Origin of the sequence: Streptomyces ipomoeae 91-03 (assembly GCF_000317595.1) — a bacterium.
Taxonomy (GTDB): Bacteria; Actinomycetota; Actinomycetes; order Streptomycetales; family Streptomycetaceae; genus Streptomyces; species Streptomyces ipomoeae.
This window is the reverse complement of record NZ_AEJC01000490.1, coordinates 23,146-39,718: the sequence shown is the minus strand read 5'-3', so window position 1 is coordinate 39,718 and position 16,573 is coordinate 23,146. Positions and strand designations below refer to the sequence as shown.

Below are 16,573 nucleotides of genomic sequence, written 5' to 3'. Positions count from 1 at the left end.
CTCAGTCCCGAGTGGCCTCCTCGATCACGTCCGGCTTGTTCGTGATGATGCCGTCCACGCCGTAACGCGCCACCCGACGGGCGTTGTCCGCGTCGTTCACGGTCCAGGTGAGGATCTCCAACGGCTTTCCGTGTGGGCCCTCGGACGCGTGGAGCGTGGCGACGTAGGCCTCGGAGATGGTCGTGTACGAGGAGTTGATCTGGTCGGCGAACGTCGCGTACTCCGGCAGGTCGGAGATGTCCGGGGTGCCCAGCAGACCGGTCTTCACGCCGGGGCGCAGCTCATGCACCCGCCGTACGGTGTCCGCGCTGAAGCTCTGGATGACCAGCCGGTTCCTGAGGTGCCCCGGAGCGAGCCAGCCCTCGTTGGAGAGCACCTTCAGGGTCTGTTGTTCGATGCCCGGGTAGAGTTGGGGGTTCTTGATCTCCAGGACGAGCTTCTGGTGATTGCGTGACACACGCCTCATGTACTGCTGCAGCGTCGGCACGCGCGCCCCCGCGTAGCGGTCGCTGAACCAACTGCCCGCGTCCAACCGCGCGATCTCCGCGGCGGTGAAGTCCGACACATTCCAAGGCGCCCGCCCCGGGTAGAGCTCCTCGACATCGGTCGTCCGCGTGAGCGTCGCGTCATGGATGACGACAAGCCGGCCGTCCTTGGTGCGCTGGACGTCGTTCTCGACCCAGTCGAAGCCCATCTCGTCGGCCTTGTCGACGGCGGCCAGGGTGTTCTCGGGCGCGTAGGCGGAGGCTCCGCGGTGCGCGACGACCAGCGGACCGTCGGTGTCGGCGGCCGCCTGGGCGGGGGAAGTGGGGAGCACGAGGGCGGCGGCTCCCATGAACGCGGTGGTCGTCGCGGCAACTGCCCGCATCTGCATGCGTACTCCTCGCGTCGATCGATCACGGTCAGCTCAAGCGTGACAGCAGAGGGTCAACGAGAGGAGGGTGCAAGATGGCCACGAATTGAATGGAGTTGCCCAAGTCCGCTCACGGGCACCGCACAAGTGAGGCAAGGGCGTGTTTCTTTGCCGGAAAATCGTTCGACCATTCCGGTGGGGGTCATACTCTCTGCGACAACCCTGACCGTTGTGGCGGTCCCGGGGGCGGGGGCGGTGCAGGGAATCCAGGGACGCGACAGGGCGGGAAAGGCAGCCGCGCATGCAGGGCACGGTCGACGGCTTCAGCTATGGACTCGTCACACCCTTGGTGGCCTATCTCATGGCCTGCCTCGGAGGTGCGCTCGGCCTTCGCTGCACCGCGAGATCGATGCTCGTCGACGGCCGCTGGCGCCTCGGCTGGCTCGCGCTGGGCTCGGCGGCCATCGGCTCCGGCATATGGACCATGCACTTCGTCGCGATGATGGGATTCAAGGTCGTGCAGACCCCGGTCCACTACGACGCGGGGATGACCTTCGCGAGTCTCGCCCTGGCGATCGTCATGGTCGGCGTCGGCATCTTCATCGTCGGCTCCAAAGGGGCAAAGGGGGCCGCGCTCTTCACCGGCGGCACCGTCACGGGCCTGGGCATAGCCTCCATGCACTACCTGGGCATGGCCGGAATGCGCCTCAACGGCAAGCTCGAGTACAACACCGTCACCGTGGCCGCCTCGGTCGTCATCGCCGTGGTGGCCGCGATCGCCGCCCTGTGGGCCGCCGGACAGGTCCGCGGCTTCCTGTGGAGCGTGGGGGCGAGCCTCGTCATGGGCGTCGCCGTCAGCGGCATGCACTACACGGGCATGGCCGCCCTCAGCGTCCATCTGCACAGCGCCGCCGCCGTCGCCCCGGCCGAGGGCTCCTCCTCCGCCGCGATGCTCGCCCCGCTGATCATCGGCCCACTGCTCTTTCTGATCCTCGCCGGTGTCGTCATCATGTTCGACCCCTTCATGATCATGGGCAGGTTCCACGGCAACCCCGTCGAGCGCCGCCCCGGCGTCCCGGCCCACGCCCCCGTGCACACCGGCCGGCGCCCGCTGTCCCGGGCCGGTCACGTACACGGCGAACGGCACTACCGCACCCCGCAGAACCGCTGATCGGAGCCCGTTGTCAGTGCGGAGTCGTACGGTGGTTCCATGCGGCCCGTTTCCAAGATCGAACGCACGGTGGCGCCCTTCGAGGTCGTCAGCCCCTACCAGCCGAGCGGCGACCAGCCCACGGCCATCGCCGAGCTGGCCCGGCGCATCGAAGCAGGTGAGAAGGACGTCGTCCTGCTCGGCGCGACCGGCACCGGCAAGTCCGCCACCACCGCGTGGATGATCGAGAAGCTCCAGCGCCCCACCCTGGTGATGGCGCCGAACAAGACGCTGGCCGCCCAGCTGGCCAACGAGTTCCGCGAGCTGCTGCCGAACAACGCGGTCGAATACTTCGTCTCGTACTACGACTACTACCAACCCGAGGCCTACGTCCCGCAGTCGGACACCTACATCGAGAAGGACTCCTCGATCAACGAGGAGGTCGAGCGCCTGCGCCACTCCGCGACCAACTCGCTGCTCACCCGCCGCGACGTCGTCGTGGTCGCCTCGGTCTCCTGCATCTACGGCCTCGGTACGCCCCAGGAGTACGTCGACCGGATGGTCCCCCTGAAGGTCGGCGACGAACACGACCGGGACGAGCTGCTGCGCCGCTTCGTGGACATCCAGTACACCCGCAACGACCTGGCGTTCACCCGCGGCACCTTCCGCGTCCGCGGCGACACCATCGAGATCTTCCCGGTCTACGAGGAACTCGCCGTCCGCATCGAGATGTTCGGCGACGAGATCGAGGCCCTCTCCACGCTGCACCCGCTCACCGGCGAGATCATCAGCGACGACCAGCAGCTGTACGTCTTCCCCGCCTCCCACTACGTCGCCGGCCCCGAGCGCATGGAGCGGGCCGTCAACGACATCGAGAAGGAACTGGCGGAGCGCCTGGCGGAGCTGGAGAAGCAGGGCAAGCTTCTGGAGGCCCAGCGCCTGCGGATGCGCACCACCTACGACATCGAGATGCTCCGCCAGATCGGCTCCTGCTCGGGCGTGGAGAACTACTCGATGCACTTCGACGGCCGCGAGCCCGGCTCCCCGCCGAACACGCTGCTCGACTACTTCCCGGAGGACTTCCTCCTCGTCATCGACGAGTCCCACGTCACCGTCCCCCAGATCGGCGCGATGTACGAGGGCGACGCCTCCCGCAAGCGCACCCTCGTGGACCACGGCTTCCGGCTGCCGTCCGCCCTGGACAACCGGCCCCTGAAGTGGGAGGAGTTCCAGAAGCGCATCGGCCAGACCGTCTACCTCTCGGCGACCCCGGGCCAGTACGAGCTGTCCCGCTCCGACGGTCAGGTCGAGCAGATCATCCGCCCCACCGGACTGGTCGACCCCGAGGTCGTCGTCAAGCCCACCGAGGGCCAGATCGACGACCTGGTGCACGAGATCCGCAAGCGCACCGAGAAGGACGAGCGCGTCCTGGTCACCACGCTCACCAAGAAGATGGCCGAGGACCTCACCGACTACTTCCTGGAACTCGGCATCCAGGTCCGCTACCTCCACAGCGACGTCGACACCCTGCGCCGTGTCGAGCTGCTGCGCGAGCTGCGCTCCGGCGAGTACGACGTCCTGGTCGGCATCAACCTCCTGCGCGAGGGCCTCGACCTCCCCGAGGTCTCCCTGGTGGCGATCCTGGACGCCGACAAGGAGGGCTTCCTGCGCTCCGGGACCTCTCTGATCCAGACCATCGGCCGCGCGGCGCGCAATGTGTCCGGCCAGGTCCACATGTACGCCGACAAGATCACCCCGGCGATGGAGAAGGCCATCGACGAGACCAACCGCCGCCGGGAGAAGCAGGTCGCGTACAACAAGGCGAACGGCATCGACCCGCAGCCGCTCCGCAAGAAGATCAACGACATCGTCGCGCAGATCGCTCGCGAGGACGTCGACACCGAACAGCTGCTCGGCACGGGCTACCGCAAGGGGAAGGACGGCAAGGGCGCGAAGGCCCCCGTGCCATCCCTCGCCGGCAAGGCGGCCAAGTCCGCCAAGGGCAAGACCAAGGAGACGGTGCCGACCGACCGTCCCGCGGCCGACCTCGCCGAGCAGATCGAGGAGATGACGGCGCGGATGCGTGCGGCTGCCGCCGACTTGCAGTTCGAGATCGCCGCCCGGCTGCGCGACGAGGTCTCGGAGATGAAGAAGGAGCTGCGGCAGATGAAGGAGGCGGGCCTGGCCTGACGGCTCGACGGATGCCGGGGGAGGGGCCGCACCCCCGGCGCGGGCGCACTGTGTTGCAAGACCGACACAAAGTGCGACACAGGCTGCGGCATTGTCAGTGCCGCTGCGTATGGTGCTGCACATCCGCGGACTCCGCGGCAACAGGGGACAGTTCGAGAGGGGAATCAGCGCGTGACCGTCAACATGACCAAGGGTCAGGCCATCAGTCTGCAGAAGAACGACGGAGGCAGCCTGACCGCGGTGCGCATGGGTCTCGGCTGGCAGGCTGCCCCCCGGCGCGGCCTGTTCGGATCCCGCACCCGTGAGATCGACCTCGACGCCTCGGCCGTCCTGTTCGCGGACAAGCAGCCGGTCGACGTCGTCTTCTTCCGTCACCTGGTGAGCGACGACGGCTCCGTCCGTCACACCGGTGACAACCTGGTCGGTGGTGTAGGCCAGGGCGGCGACGACGAGGCGATCCTCGTCGACCTGGCCCGTGTCCCCGTCCACATCGACCAGATCATCTTCACCGTGAACTCCTTCACGGGTCAGACGTTCCAGGAAGTGCAGAACGCGTTCTGCCGACTGGTCGACGAGACGAACGGGCAGGAGCTCGCGCGCTACACCCTCGCGGGCGGCGGCCAGTACACGGCCCAGATCATGGCCAAGGTGCACCGCTCGGGCGGGGGCTGGCAGATGACCGCCATCGGTTCGCCCGCCAACGGCCGCACCTTCCAGGACCTGATGCCCGCGATCCTGCCGGTCCTGTAGGGAGCCGGACGCCACACGCACGAAGCGACACAGGGGGACGAAGCCGATGACGGCCGAGCTGGTCCGGGGGCAGAACCATCCGCTGCCCGAGGTCCGACTGGAGATACGGGTCTCGGCCGGCGCGCCGATAGTGGCCGGAGCCACCCTCGGCGACGAGCACGGCCGGGTGCACGGCGTGGAGTGGGTGGCCCATCCGGGCGCGCCCACCCTGCCGGGCCTGGAGGTCTCCAAGCAGGCGGCGGCCGACCACCGCCTCGCCGTGGACCTGAGCGCCCTGCCGCCGTCCGTGCACCGGGTCACCGTGCTGCTCGCGCTGCCGTCCGGGACGGGTGGCCCGGTGCGGTTCGGCGCCGTCCCCGCCCCCTTCGTCGCGGTCACCGGCCTCGACGGCACCGAGGTCGCCAGCTACACCATCACCGGCCTGGAGGCGGAGTCCGCCGTCATCGCCCTGGAGCTGTATCGCAGGCAGGGTGCCTGGAAGGTCCGCGCGGTCGGCCAGGGGTACGCGGGCGGCCTCATGGACCTGCTGACCGACCAGGGCCTGCCCGAGGCCCGACAGCTCGCGGGCAGCATTCACGAGGCGGTGGCCCAAGGCCTCGCCCGCTCGGTGGCGGCGCCCCCGCCCCGCCTGCCCGAGGCCGACCGCCCCCGGCAGACCGCCGCGCCCACGCCGGCCCCCGACCAGACCCACGGCGGCACAACACCACAGGGCGTCTCCGGGAGCACGGCACCGGCCCAGGGAGGAGCCCAGCCCACCTCGCCGTACGGCACGACATCCCCGTACGGCTCGCCGGGCACCCCGGACGCCACCGCTCCGTACGGCGCCTCGGGACCGCACGACGGCACGCCTCCCTACGGCGCCCCCGCTTCCCCGGACGCCACGCTGCCCGACGACGCGTCCGCACAGCACGGCGGCCCGGCACCGACGGACCCGTCCACCGGCACCCAGCCCGCCGCACCCGCGACCGGCGGCCCGGTCGACTACACCCATCCCCGGCGCCAGAACACCGCACCGCCACCGCCCCCTCCGACAGCGCCCCCGGCCCAGCCGGGGCAGCCCGCGCAGCCCGTCGCCGGTGACGCCACCGGCTGGTCCATGGACGAGCGGCTCTACAACCAGGTGTGGGGCATGTTCGAGGATCTGGCCCGCACCACGGCCGCGTACCGCAGCGCCGTCGACTTCGCCGAGTCCCGCATGGAACAGGAGCTGGACAGGGTCCTGTCCGACCCCCGCAGCCGGATCGGTGGGCAGGGGGACGCCGCGCGTGAGGCCGCCCGCGCCAAGCACGCCCAGCTCGTCGACCAGGCCAGGGAGGCCCTGGACCGGGACCTCGCCCAGCTCCGGGCCGAGGCCGACGTCGTCGAGCCCGCGCTGCCCGCCGCCTACGCACGCTGGGACAACCCGGTATGGCACGGCTACCGGGTCCCGATGGACATCTCCATGGCCCTGCGCGTGGGCGACCTGCATCTGCCGGAGAGCGAGGACCTGCGCATCCCGATGCTGGTCCGGCTGCCGCTGGAGCGGGGCCTGTGGATCGACAGTGGCCGCACCGGCTCCCGTGACTCGCTCACCGACTCCGACGAACTGCGCCGCCTCGCGCTGGACACAGCGGTGGCGCTCGCCGCACGACTGCTCGCGGTGTACCCGCCCGGCGAGTTCGGTGTGCACGTCATCGACCCGGCCGGGGCGGGCGCCTCCGCGTTCGCGCCGCTGGTGCAGGCCGATGTCCTCGCCGGACCGCCGGCCGCCGGAGCCGCGGGCGTCTCGGACGTCCTGGGCCGGCTCACCCAGCGCGTCGACCTCGTGCAGATGGCGGTGCGCGGCGGCGCGGCCGACTCCCTGCCCCCGGGCTTCGACACGGCCGAACAACTCCTGATCGTCAACGACTTCCCCCACGGCTTCGACGACCGCGCCGTGACCCAGCTCCGCTACCTCGCGGACGAGGGCCCGGCCGTAGGCGTCCAGCTGATGATGGTCGCCGACCGACAGGAGGCCGCCGCGTACGGGCCCTTGCTCGACCCGCTGTGGCGTTCGCTGCTGCGACTCACCCCCACCCCCGACGACCACCTGGCCGACCCATGGGTCGGGCACGCATGGACGTACGAGCCCTCACTCCTCCCGCCCGGCAGCCGGGTCCTGCACACCGTGCTCACTCAGGTCGCGGACGCCCGCCGCTCCTGGAACCGCTGAGGGATCCGGGCTCCACCAAGACCTTGCAAAGCCCTCTGATCAGCAGTTTTGATACTTCCTTTGCCTGACCCTTTACCTTTTCTTGGTGAACGGGTAGGCTCTTATGAGCGGAGGGGAGTACTCCCTACTTGCTGCGGCGTACCCGTCAATACGGATCAATCCAGATCCCGGGGCGTCGGCCCGGCGGCACCAGGCGTTGTGGAACGTCCTGGAGGACCGGGTGGAAGAGACCTCCGGTAGCGATGACGCTGAAATTTGCCGTTACGTATTGCCGGAGGCGCAGTGGATGTTTCCACGACCCTGTGGGTCCTGACTGTTGTGGGCCTTGCCGCCCTCATCGCGGTCGACTTCTTCATCGGCCGCAAGCCCCATGACGTGTCCATCAAGGAAGCCGGAATCTGGACGGTCGTCTGGATCGTCCTCGCCGCGCTCTTCGGGCTCGGACTGCTTGTCTTCGCCGGTGGCCAGCCGGCCGGAGAGTTCTTCGCGGGCTTCATCACCGAGAAGTCCCTGAGCGTCGACAACCTCTTCGTCTTCGTCCTGATCATGGCGAAGTTCGCCGTGCCCTCCCAGTACCAGCAGCGGGTCCTGCTGATCGGTGTGCTGATAGCCCTGGTGCTTCGCGCGATATTCATCGCCGCGGGTGCGGCGATCATCGCCAGCTTCTCCTGGGTCTTCTACATCTTCGGCGCGTTCCTGATCTACACCGCCTGGAAGCTGATCCAGGAGGCCAGGGCGGACGAGTCGGAGGAGGAGTGGGAGGAGAACAAGCTCCTCAAGGCCGCCGAGAGGCGCTTCGGCGTGGCCGACCGCTACCACGGCACCAAGCTGTGGATCAAGCAGAACGGCAAGCGCGTCATGACGCCGATGCTGGTCGTCATGCTCGCGATCGGCACCACCGACGTGCTCTTCGCCCTGGACTCGATCCCGGCGATCTTCGGCCTGACGCAGGACCCGTACATCGTGTTCACGGCCAACGCGTTCGCGCTGATGGGTCTCAGGCAGTTGTACTTCCTCATCGGCGGTCTGCTGAAGAAGCTGGTCCACCTCTCCTACGGTCTGTCGGTCATCCTCGGCTTCATCGGTGTGAAGCTGGTGCTGCACGCGCTGCACGAGTCCGGCGTCCATGTGCCCGAGATCTCCATCCCGGTCTCGCTGGGCGTGATCTGCGCGGTCCTGATCGTCACCACGATCACCAGCCTGATCGCCTCCAAGAAGCAGGCACGAGCCGAGGCCGAGCAGGAGAAGGCCGAAGGCGCGCAGAAGGACAGCGTCGAGGCCTGACGGCTGCCGACACCGCACCGCGAACGATCGCTTGGGCCCCGTACGACCGACGACGCAGTTCCACGGCGTCGACCGGAGTGCGGGGCCCTTTCATGTCTGGAACGATCACCGCGTGCTCGCTCGGCTCCGGCCGCTCACCGAGCGAGGGACTGCCGTCGTCCCGATCGCCATGCTCATGGCCGACGGCGGCGACAAGAGCTCCGCCCTCGTCCACGACACCGTCTTCGCGGCCGTGATGATCACCTGCAACGGCTCAGTCGGCCTCCCGCTGCCTGCTCGTCGCTTCACTGCTCACGGGCTCGCGGTCTTCAACCCCGAGATGCACCGGTGCCGCCCTCGCCACGATCGCGGCCCTGGCCACGCTCAGCCTGATGCTCCGGGGCGCCGGCCTCAGGGGCCTGTACGGGCTGTTCGTGGCGACCCAGACCGTGCGCCGCCGGGACTACTTCCTGCCGATCACCCGGCACGGCGAGGTGATCACCGCAAACGACCACGCCGAGGCGCCGTCGGCCCGCAGCGCCGGCTCGTGCTGCTCCCCGAGACCGTCGCCGCGCCGCGCACCGCGGCCGTGTGCAGACCGCTCACCCCGTCGTGGCCTCCGCCGCCTCGGCCGTGACGGCGGGCACCGGGCGGGTCTCCGGCAGCAGCGCGAAGCAGCCAAGGCTCAGCAGCGCGATTCCCGTCAGGTACGCGCCCACGCCCCACGGCACCCGTCCGCCCTGGGCCACGGTGGTGGCCACGATCGGGGTCAGGGCACCGCCGAGCACGCCCCCGAGGTTGTAGCCCACCGCGGCCCCCGTGCAGCGCACCCGGGGCTCGTACAGCTCCGGTAGGTACGCGGCGATGACGGCGAACATCGTGACGAACGCGAGCATCGCCACCAGGAAGCCGAAGAAGATCAGCAGGGGCTGACCGGTCGCCAGCAACGCGACCATGGGGAACATCCACAGCACGGTGACACCGCAGCCGATCAGGCACATCGGGCGCCGCCCGTACCGGTCGCCGAGCACCGCCACCAGCGGTGTGAGGGCGCCCTTCACCACCACGGCGCCCATGATGCAGATCAGCATGACGGTACGGCTGACGCCGAGCCGCTCGGTGCCGTAGGCGAGGGACCAGGTCGTCACCGAGTAGAACACCGCGTACCCGATCGCGAGGGCTCCGGCGGTCAGCAGGACGAGGCGCCAGTGGTCGCGCATCACCTCGACGAGCGGCACGCGCGCGTGGTCGTCGAGGACGAGGAACTGCGGACTCTCCGTGAGCGATGAGCGCAGCCATAGCCCGGCCAGGGCGAGCACTCCCGCCGTCCAGAACGGCACCCGCCAGCCCCAGGCGGTGAACTGCGCCTCCGTCAGACTCGCCGACAGCGCCAGCATCACCCCGTTGGCCAGCAGGAACCCCACCGCCGGCCCCACCTGGGGGAAGCTCGACCACAGTCCTCGTCGCTCGGCCGGCGCGTGCTCCGCCGTCAGCAGCACCGCCCCGCCCCACTCCCCGCCGAGCCCCAGCCCTTGCAGAAAGCGCAGCACGAGCAGGAGGAAGGGCGCGGTCACCCCGATCGAGTCGAACGTGGGGACGCAGCCGACGGCCACGGTCGCGCCGCCGGTCATCAGCAGTGAGGCGACGAGGACCGGCCGCCGCCCGTGCCGGTCCCCGATGTGCCCGAACAGCACCGAGCCCAACGGTCTTGCCACGAACCCGACCCCGAAGGTCGCGAAGGCCGCGAGGGTTCCCGCCAGGGGCGAGAACGTCGGGAAGAACAGCGGGCCCAGGACGAGGGCCGCCGCCGTCCCGTAGACGAAGAAGTCGTAGAACTCGATGGCCGTCCCGACGAGCGAGGCGGCGGCGAGCCGCAGCATGGAGGGCGGTCTTACGGTGCGTGCACTGTGCATGCCGCTTCAACTACCCACAGTGACCGGTGGTTACGGGGGCGTGCGGAGGCACGTTCGACGCCAATGTGTCCCAGGAGGCGTCAACGCGCCTCAGTAGGTCACTGTGACGCGCCGGGCGGGACCGTCCACCCGGATCACGCCTCCATAGGGAATGACGACCTGGGGATCGGTGTGCCCGAAGTCCACGTCGAAGACGATCGTGGCGTCGGGGGCGTACACCCGCATCGCGCGCAGCACGGCCTCCCGCTGTTCGGCCGCGTAACGCGCGCCCTCCTCAGGGGTGTTGGGCCGTTCGAAGGACCATGTCTTGGGGCGGGCCATCAGGAGCGCGGAGAAGCGCTGGAGCAGCCCGCGCTCGCCCATGTTCCGCAGGGTGCGGAAGACCTCCGTGGCGCTCGGCAGTTCCTCCGAGGTCTCCAGGAAGAGCACTCCGCCATCGAGGACGGACAGGTCGCGCGGCACCTCGCGGTCGGCCATCAGCAGCCGGCCGACGATTTCGAGACAGCCGCCCCAACTGCGGCCTTCCACGACCCGGTCGGGGTTCACCCAGATCCACCCGGCGCCGGGCCGTGTCTCCGGCTCCGCGTCGAAGGTCGTGGGGTCGGCCCAGTCACGCTCGATGTCGTTGAAGCGGTCGACGGGCCTCAGCTCGTACGGCCGCGAGGCGAACAGCGCCGCGCGCAGGGAGTCGGCTGTCATGGGGTTCATGGCACCGGGCCTGCCCAGCGCGGTCATCACCGTTCCGCCGTGGTAGCCGACGACGCCGGCGTTGTACAGGAACGCCAGCAGATTGGTGTTGTCGCTCAGGCCGAAGAACGGCTTGGGGTCGGCACGCAGCAACGCAGGGTCGAGCAGCGGCAGCACGGTGATCTGGTCGTCGCCGCCGATGGAGGAGAACACCGCCTTGATGTCCGGGTCGGCGAAGGCCGCGTGGATGTCGTCGGCCCGCTCCCTCGGCGTCGTGCCCATCTTCCGGGTCGTCGGGTACTCGACCGGTTCGAGGCCGTACTCCTCGCGCAGTCGCTTCAGACCGAGTTCGTAGGGGCGAGGGAAGAGCTCGGGCAGACCGGCCGAGGGCGAGATGACGGCCACACGGTCACCGGGTACGGGCTTCGGAGGGTACGAGGGCGTGGTCATGCGGGGAGGCTACGGCCTCTCGCCCCGCCGTTTCACCGTGATAAACCGGGTCCGAGCAGCGGTCCCGACGGGCCGCCCACCCCGAACGGACCGGAGGAACCGTGCCCCGCACCCTCGCCAACGCCCCGATCATGATCCTCAACGGCCCCAACCTGAACCTCCTGGGCCAGCGGCAGCCCGAGATCTACGGGTCCGACACGCTCGCCGACGTCGAGGCCATGTGCGCCAAGGCTGCAGCCGCGCACGGCGGCACGGTGGACTTCCGGCAGTCCAACCACGAGGGCGAACTGGTCGACTGGATCCACGAGGCACGCCTCAGCCACTGCGGGATCGTCATCAACCCCGGCGCCTACTCGCACACCTCCGTCGCCATTCTGGACGCCCTCAACACCTGCGACGGCCTGCCCGTCCTCGAGGTCCACATCTCCAACATCCACAAGCGCGAGACCTTCCGGCACCACTCGTATGTCTCGCTGCGCGCCGACGGGGTCATCGCCGGGTGCGGGGTGCAGGGTTATGTGTTCGGCGTCGAGCGGGTCGCCGCGCTGGCGGGGACGGGGAAAGCGGAGGCGTAAGCCCCGTTGTCCAGGCGCGCGTCCCTTACAGGCGGCCCGCCTCCACGATCCGTCGCAGGAAGCGTCGTGTGCGCTCCTGCTGCGGGTCGCCGAAGATCTCCTCGGCGGTTCCGCGTTCCAGCACCACCCCTCCGTCCAGAAAACAAACCTGGTCGGCGACGTCCCGCGCGAAGCCCATCTCGTGCGTGGCGAGGACCATGGTCATGCCCTCCTCCTTGAGGTCCCGGACGACGGTGAGGACCTCGCCCACGAGCTCGGGGTCGAGGGCCGCGGTGATCTCGTCGAGGAGCAGCAGCCGGGGCCGTACGGCCAACGCGCGGACAATGGCGACGCGTTGCTGCTGACCGCCGCTCAGCCGGTCCGGGTACTCGCCCGCCTTGGCGTCGAGCCCCAGCCGGTCGAGCAGCTCACGGGCCCGCTCCTCCGCCTCCGCGCGGGCGACGCCGTGCACACGGCGTGGAGCGAGGGTGATGTTGTCCAGCACCGTCATGTGCGGGAAGAGGTTGTACGACTGGAAGACCACGCCGATACGGCGCCGTACCGCGTCCTGGTCGACGCGTGGATCGGTGATCTCCTCGCCGTCCAGCCAGATCGCCCCGTCGTCGATGTCCTCCAGGAGGTTGGCGCAGCGCAGGAGCGTCGACTTGCCTGACCCGGAGGCGCCGATCAGCGCGGTGACGGTGTGCGGGGCGACGTCCAGGTCGACGTCCCGCAGGACGACCGAGCCGCCGAAGGTCTTGCGGACGGACTCCATCCGCAGCACGGGGGCGGTGGACACCTCGGGGGCGTCGCTCATAGCGTCCCTCCCTGGGCCCGCTGTCGGTCCATCCGGGCCGTGACCCAGTCGGTGAAGCGGGTCATCGGGATGGTCAGGGCGACGAAGACCAGTCCCGCGACGATGTACGGCGTGTAGTTGAGGCTGCGGCCCACGATGATGTCGGCGGCGCGTACGGCGTCGATCGCGCCGCCGATCGAGACCAGGCCGGTGTCCTTCTGCAGCGACACCAGGTCGTTGAGGAGCGGCGGCACCTGACGGCGTACCGCCTGGGGGAGCACGACGTGCCGCAGTGCCTGCCGGTTGGTCAGGCCCAGCGAGCGCGCCGCCGCACGCTGCGAGGGGTGCACGGACTCGATGCCGGCGCGGAACACCTCGGCGACGTACGCCGAGTACGTGAGCGTCAGCGCGGTGCCGCCGAGCAGCACCGGATCGACGGTCACTCCCTGGAGCCGGAGCGCAGGGACGCCCAGGACCACGATCATCAGGTTGATGATCAGCGGAAGTCCGCGGAAGAAGTCGGTGTACGCGGCGGCCAGCGCCCGCAGCGGGAAGAACACCGGCCCGCGCAGGGTTCGCGCGACGGCGATGAGCATGCCGAGGACGAGTACGGCGGCGCCGCACACCAGCAACAGCCGGACGTTCAGCCAGAGCCCTTCGAGGACCTTGGGCAGCGCCTCGCGCGCGTACTCCGCGCTGAAGAACGTTTCCTTGGTGCGTGGCCAGCCGGGTGCGTTGACCACGACGACATAGAGGACGACGGCCGTGACCAGGGTCGACAGCGCGGCGATGCCGGTGGCGCGGCGGGCCCGGGCGCGCTTGTAGCGCTCCCGGTCGAGCCGCCGCCGGGAGGGGACGTATCCGTCGTCCGCGCGGGGCATGTCCCCGTTGTCGTCCGTCCCCTCCGGGCCCGACTGCTCCTTGACGACCGTCACTTGAGCACCGGGGCGTCGACGGCGTCGGAGAGCCACTGCTGCTCGATCTTCGCCAGCGTGCCGTCCTCGCGCAGGGCGTCCACGGCGGCCGTCACGCAGGACGTCAGGGCGCTGCCCTTGTCGAGGACGAGACCGAACTGCTCCGGTGTACCGCCCTGGTTCTCGAACTGTCCGACGATCCTGGCGTCCGTGACCTCGGCCGAGGTGATGTAGAAGGCGGTCGGCAGGTCGACGACGATCGCGTCGATCTGGCCGTTCTTGAGGGCGGACTTGGCCTGGTCGTTCTTCGCGTACGCGGCGGGCTCCTGGGTGGGCTTCACCACGTCGTCGATGTAGTTCAGGCTGGTCGTGCCGACCTGGGCGCCCAGATGCAGATTCTTGAGGTCCGCGATGCTCTTCACCTTGGCGGCCTTGGAGTCCTTCAGGGCGATGACGGCCTGACGCACGTCGTAGTAGCCCGACGAGAAGTCCACGGCCTTCTTGCGCTCGTCGCTGATGGACACCTGGTTGATGTCGAAGTCGAAGGTCTTCTCACCCGGCGCGAAGGCCTTGTTGAAGGGCACGCTCTGCCAGACGACGTCCCCCTTGTCGTACCCGAGTTGCTTCGCCACGGCGTACGCGACCGCCGACTCGAAGCCCTCGCCGTTCTTGGGGTCGTCGTCCTTGAACCACGGCTCGTACGCGGGGGAGTCGGTGGCTATCGTCAGTTTCCCGGCGGCCTCCGTGCCCAACTCGCCCTTGGCGCAGGCCGCCCCGGACGCGGAGGCCGAGGCGGACGCGTCCTCCTCCGGCTGCGGGGCGCAGCCCACCGCGGCGGTGGCGAGCAGGGCGACGGTGGCGGCGGAGACGGCGCGGCGCACGGGGCGCGGGGCTCGAAGGGCAAGACGCATGGCGTGAGATTGACAGCGCGACGTCCGGTTTGTCGAGGTCACGCAGGCGATTGTCCGCATATTGGGAATGCGTGTTGCAATTCTGTGAACGTCCGGCGAGGGCCCCGGAGATCGCTCGCGAGGGAACCTCGGGTCCCGCGCGCAGGGAGCGTGGGCGGGGCCGCCGGCCGAGGGCGGGGTCGGAGAGGCCGGCGGCCCATCCGTACGGGAGCCGTCATCCCGTGCGGAACTGTCACCAGTGGACTACGCCAGGGCGCGCGCCGGGAGCGCGCGCGTGGCACCGGCGCGTGCGTTCGATTCACACGGGGCGCGTGAAGGTACGACCACACGCCCCGTCGGGGAAGCGCCAACTGCCCCACGGCACTGGGGCGTTCACCAGCCCCGCGCGTGCCACTCCGGCAGCTGCGGGCGCTCCGCGCCGAGCGTCGTGTCGTCGCCATGGCCCGGGTAGACCCAGGTCTCGTCGGGGAGCACGTCGAAGATCTTCGTCTCCACGTCGTGGATCAGACTGGCGAACGCCTTCGGATCCTTGCGGGTGTTGCCCACCCCGCCCGGGAAGAGGCAGTCCCCGGTGAACACATGGGGGTGGCCGTGCGGGTCGTCGTAGATCAGGACGATCGAGCCCGGCGTGTGGCCCACGAGGTGGCGCGCGGTGAGCTCCACGCGCCCCACTCGGATCGTGTCGCCGTCGTCGACGAGTACATCGGTCGGCACCGGGATGCCCTCCGCGTCGTCCCGGCCCGCGTACGTACGGGCGCCGGTGGCCGCCACGACATCGGCGAGCGCCTGCCAGTGGTCGCCGTGCTGATGGGTGGTGACGACGGACGCGATCCCGTCGTCACCGATCAGCGTGAGCAGGGTGTCGGCGTCGTTCGCGGCGTCGATCAGCAACTGCTCGTCGGTGGCCCGGCAGCGCAGCAGATAGGCGTTGTTGTCCATCGGGCCGACCGCGACCTTGGAGATCATCAGGTCCCGCAGCTCGTGCACATCCGCAGGGCCGCCGACCTTCACTGCTCCGCTGTACGTCATGGCGGTCAGTCTAGGGCGCCAGGGGTGTGCGGAGCAGGTCGTGGGCGCGGCGCAGCGGGGGCAGTCCCGGCGCCCGGCCTGCCCGCTCCGCCGACCAGGTGCCCGTCACAGCGGGGGCAGCGCCGGCAGCGGCCCGCCCGACACGTCGAGGCCGGTCCCGTCGCGGCGTCCGGCCAGCCAGCCGAGCAGCGCGGGCGCGGGCCCGGTCACCGTGACCGTGGGTCCGGAAGCGGTGCTACCGGTGGTCCACGCGCGCGTGCCGTCCGTCACACGGGTGGACGGCAGCTCGGGATGGCCACGGAAGCGGTCGGCGAGGAAGTCGATCTCCCGCTCGACGAACTCCTCCGGCAGGTCCTCCAGCTCGTACCCGATCCCCAGGTCCACATGGTGCAGCTCCACCTCGACCCGGCGGCGGAACGGCAACCGGGACGCGGAGTCGAGGACTCCGTTGCGCAACTCCACCGTGCGCGACCAGTCGGCGGGCACCGAGGCGGCCTCCTGGAAGCGGTTCGCGCTCTCGCGTACGTCGGTGAGGTGCACCTCCAGGGGCCGGGGCGCGTCCCGCTCGATATCGGTGTCCCTGGCCTCCTCGGAGGCGTACATGGGGCGCCCTGCGAGGACGTTCACGAGGGCGTCCGCGTTGCGGGCGAGGTGGGCCAGGACATGACCGCGGGTCCAGCCGGGCAGCCGTGACGGTTCGGCGACGGCGGCGTCGTCCAACTTGGCGGCTGCGGTGAGCAGCCGCTCGGTCGCTTCACGTACACAGACCAGGTCACGCGCGTGATCCATCATGACGCCGACCCTAGCTCGGCCACCCCTTCGGGTGAAGGTGGCGAACCGCGGCCCAAAATCGAATGCACGTGCTATATGGTCGAGTTCTGCGTCGGGCATGCTGGAAGGCCCGGAATTGTTGTGGAACGGG

14 protein-coding genes and 1 pseudogene are annotated in these 16,573 nt (G+C 69.7%); 7 read left to right on the top strand and 8 right to left on the bottom strand.

All coding sequences use genetic code 11. The features are described 5' to 3' along the window. Nucleotide 1: 1 nt before the first annotated feature. Complete coding sequence (locus STRIP9103_RS32010; RefSeq protein WP_009327372.1) at nucleotides 2–874, bottom strand: glycerophosphodiester phosphodiesterase; 873 nt, start codon at nucleotides 872–874, stop codon at nucleotides 2–4. Between the two features lie 280 nt (nucleotides 875–1,154). Between STRIP9103_RS32010 and STRIP9103_RS32005 the strand changes: the two genes are divergently transcribed. The 6 genes and pseudogenes from STRIP9103_RS32005 to STRIP9103_RS53215 form a co-directional block, all read left to right on the top strand. Further along, nucleotides 1,155–2,024 (top strand): MHYT domain-containing protein, encoded by an 870-nt coding sequence (locus STRIP9103_RS32005; protein ID WP_009327394.1) that lies wholly within the window; start codon nucleotides 1,155–1,157, stop codon nucleotides 2,022–2,024. A 39-nt stretch (nucleotides 2,025–2,063) separates the two neighbouring features. Continuing rightward, the gene (uvrB, locus tag STRIP9103_RS32000) at nucleotides 2,064–4,193 is read left to right on the top strand and encodes an excinuclease ABC subunit UvrB (protein WP_009327385.1); all 2,130 of its coding nucleotides are present in this window, start codon (nucleotides 2,064–2,066) and stop codon (nucleotides 4,191–4,193) included. Between the two features lie 171 nt (nucleotides 4,194–4,364). Further along, nucleotides 4,365–4,943, top strand: coding sequence for a TerD family protein (locus STRIP9103_RS31995; protein WP_009327411.1), 579 nt, complete (start codon nucleotides 4,365–4,367; stop codon nucleotides 4,941–4,943). A gap of 46 nt (nucleotides 4,944–4,989) precedes the next feature. Next, on the top strand, nucleotides 4,990–7,134 hold the full coding sequence (locus STRIP9103_RS31990; RefSeq protein WP_009327413.1) for a TerD family protein: 2,145 nt from the start codon (nucleotides 4,990–4,992) through the stop codon (nucleotides 7,132–7,134). Between the two features lie 282 nt (nucleotides 7,135–7,416). After that, on the top strand, nucleotides 7,417–8,418 hold the full coding sequence (locus tag STRIP9103_RS31985) for a TerC family protein (protein WP_009327395.1): 1,002 nt from the start codon (nucleotides 7,417–7,419) through the stop codon (nucleotides 8,416–8,418). 154 nt (nucleotides 8,419–8,572) lie between these two features. Further along, nucleotides 8,573–8,939: pseudogene (locus STRIP9103_RS53215) on the top strand (ionic transporter y4hA); the annotation flags it as partial. Between the two features lie 60 nt (nucleotides 8,940–8,999). On the opposite strand, the gene STRIP9103_RS31980 reads toward STRIP9103_RS53215, so the two are convergent. Beyond that, complete coding sequence (locus tag STRIP9103_RS31980; RefSeq protein ID WP_009327386.1) at nucleotides 9,000–10,277, bottom strand: MFS transporter; 1,278 nt, start codon at nucleotides 10,275–10,277, stop codon at nucleotides 9,000–9,002. A gap of 123 nt (nucleotides 10,278–10,400) precedes the next feature. After that, complete coding sequence (locus STRIP9103_RS31975) at nucleotides 10,401–11,447, bottom strand: S66 family peptidase (RefSeq protein ID WP_009327421.1); 1,047 nt, start codon at nucleotides 11,445–11,447, stop codon at nucleotides 10,401–10,403. A gap of 101 nt (nucleotides 11,448–11,548) precedes the next feature. On the opposite strand from STRIP9103_RS31975, the gene aroQ reads away from it, so the two are divergent. Next, nucleotides 11,549–12,022, top strand: a complete 474-nt coding sequence (gene aroQ, locus STRIP9103_RS31970) for a type II 3-dehydroquinate dehydratase (RefSeq protein WP_009327388.1) — start codon at nucleotides 11,549–11,551, stop codon at nucleotides 12,020–12,022. Between the two features lie 25 nt (nucleotides 12,023–12,047). On the opposite strand, the gene STRIP9103_RS31965 is transcribed toward aroQ, so the two are convergent. The 5 genes from STRIP9103_RS31965 to STRIP9103_RS31945 form a co-directional block, all read right to left on the bottom strand. Further along, a complete protein-coding gene (locus tag STRIP9103_RS31965) occupies nucleotides 12,048–12,818 on the bottom strand; it encodes an amino acid ABC transporter ATP-binding protein (RefSeq protein ID WP_009327381.1) in 771 nt (256 codons plus the stop codon). Beyond that, nucleotides 12,815–13,732 (bottom strand): amino acid ABC transporter permease, encoded by a 918-nt coding sequence (locus tag STRIP9103_RS31960; protein ID WP_009327390.1) that lies wholly within the window; start codon nucleotides 13,730–13,732, stop codon nucleotides 12,815–12,817. Before STRIP9103_RS31960 ends, STRIP9103_RS31965 begins: the two co-directional genes overlap by 4 nt. Further along, the gene (locus tag STRIP9103_RS31955) at nucleotides 13,729–14,622 is read right to left on the bottom strand and encodes an ABC transporter substrate-binding protein (RefSeq protein WP_048821357.1); all 894 of its coding nucleotides are present in this window, start codon (nucleotides 14,620–14,622) and stop codon (nucleotides 13,729–13,731) included. Before STRIP9103_RS31955 ends, STRIP9103_RS31960 begins: the two co-directional genes overlap by 4 nt. A 372-nt stretch (nucleotides 14,623–14,994) precedes the next feature. Then, complete coding sequence (locus STRIP9103_RS31950) at nucleotides 14,995–15,651, bottom strand: MBL fold metallo-hydrolase (RefSeq protein WP_009327391.1); 657 nt, start codon at nucleotides 15,649–15,651, stop codon at nucleotides 14,995–14,997. Between the two features lie 105 nt (nucleotides 15,652–15,756). Continuing rightward, nucleotides 15,757–16,443 (bottom strand): maleylpyruvate isomerase family mycothiol-dependent enzyme, encoded by a 687-nt coding sequence (locus STRIP9103_RS31945; protein WP_009327357.1) that lies wholly within the window; start codon nucleotides 16,441–16,443, stop codon nucleotides 15,757–15,759. Nucleotides 16,444–16,573 lie beyond the last annotated feature (130 nt).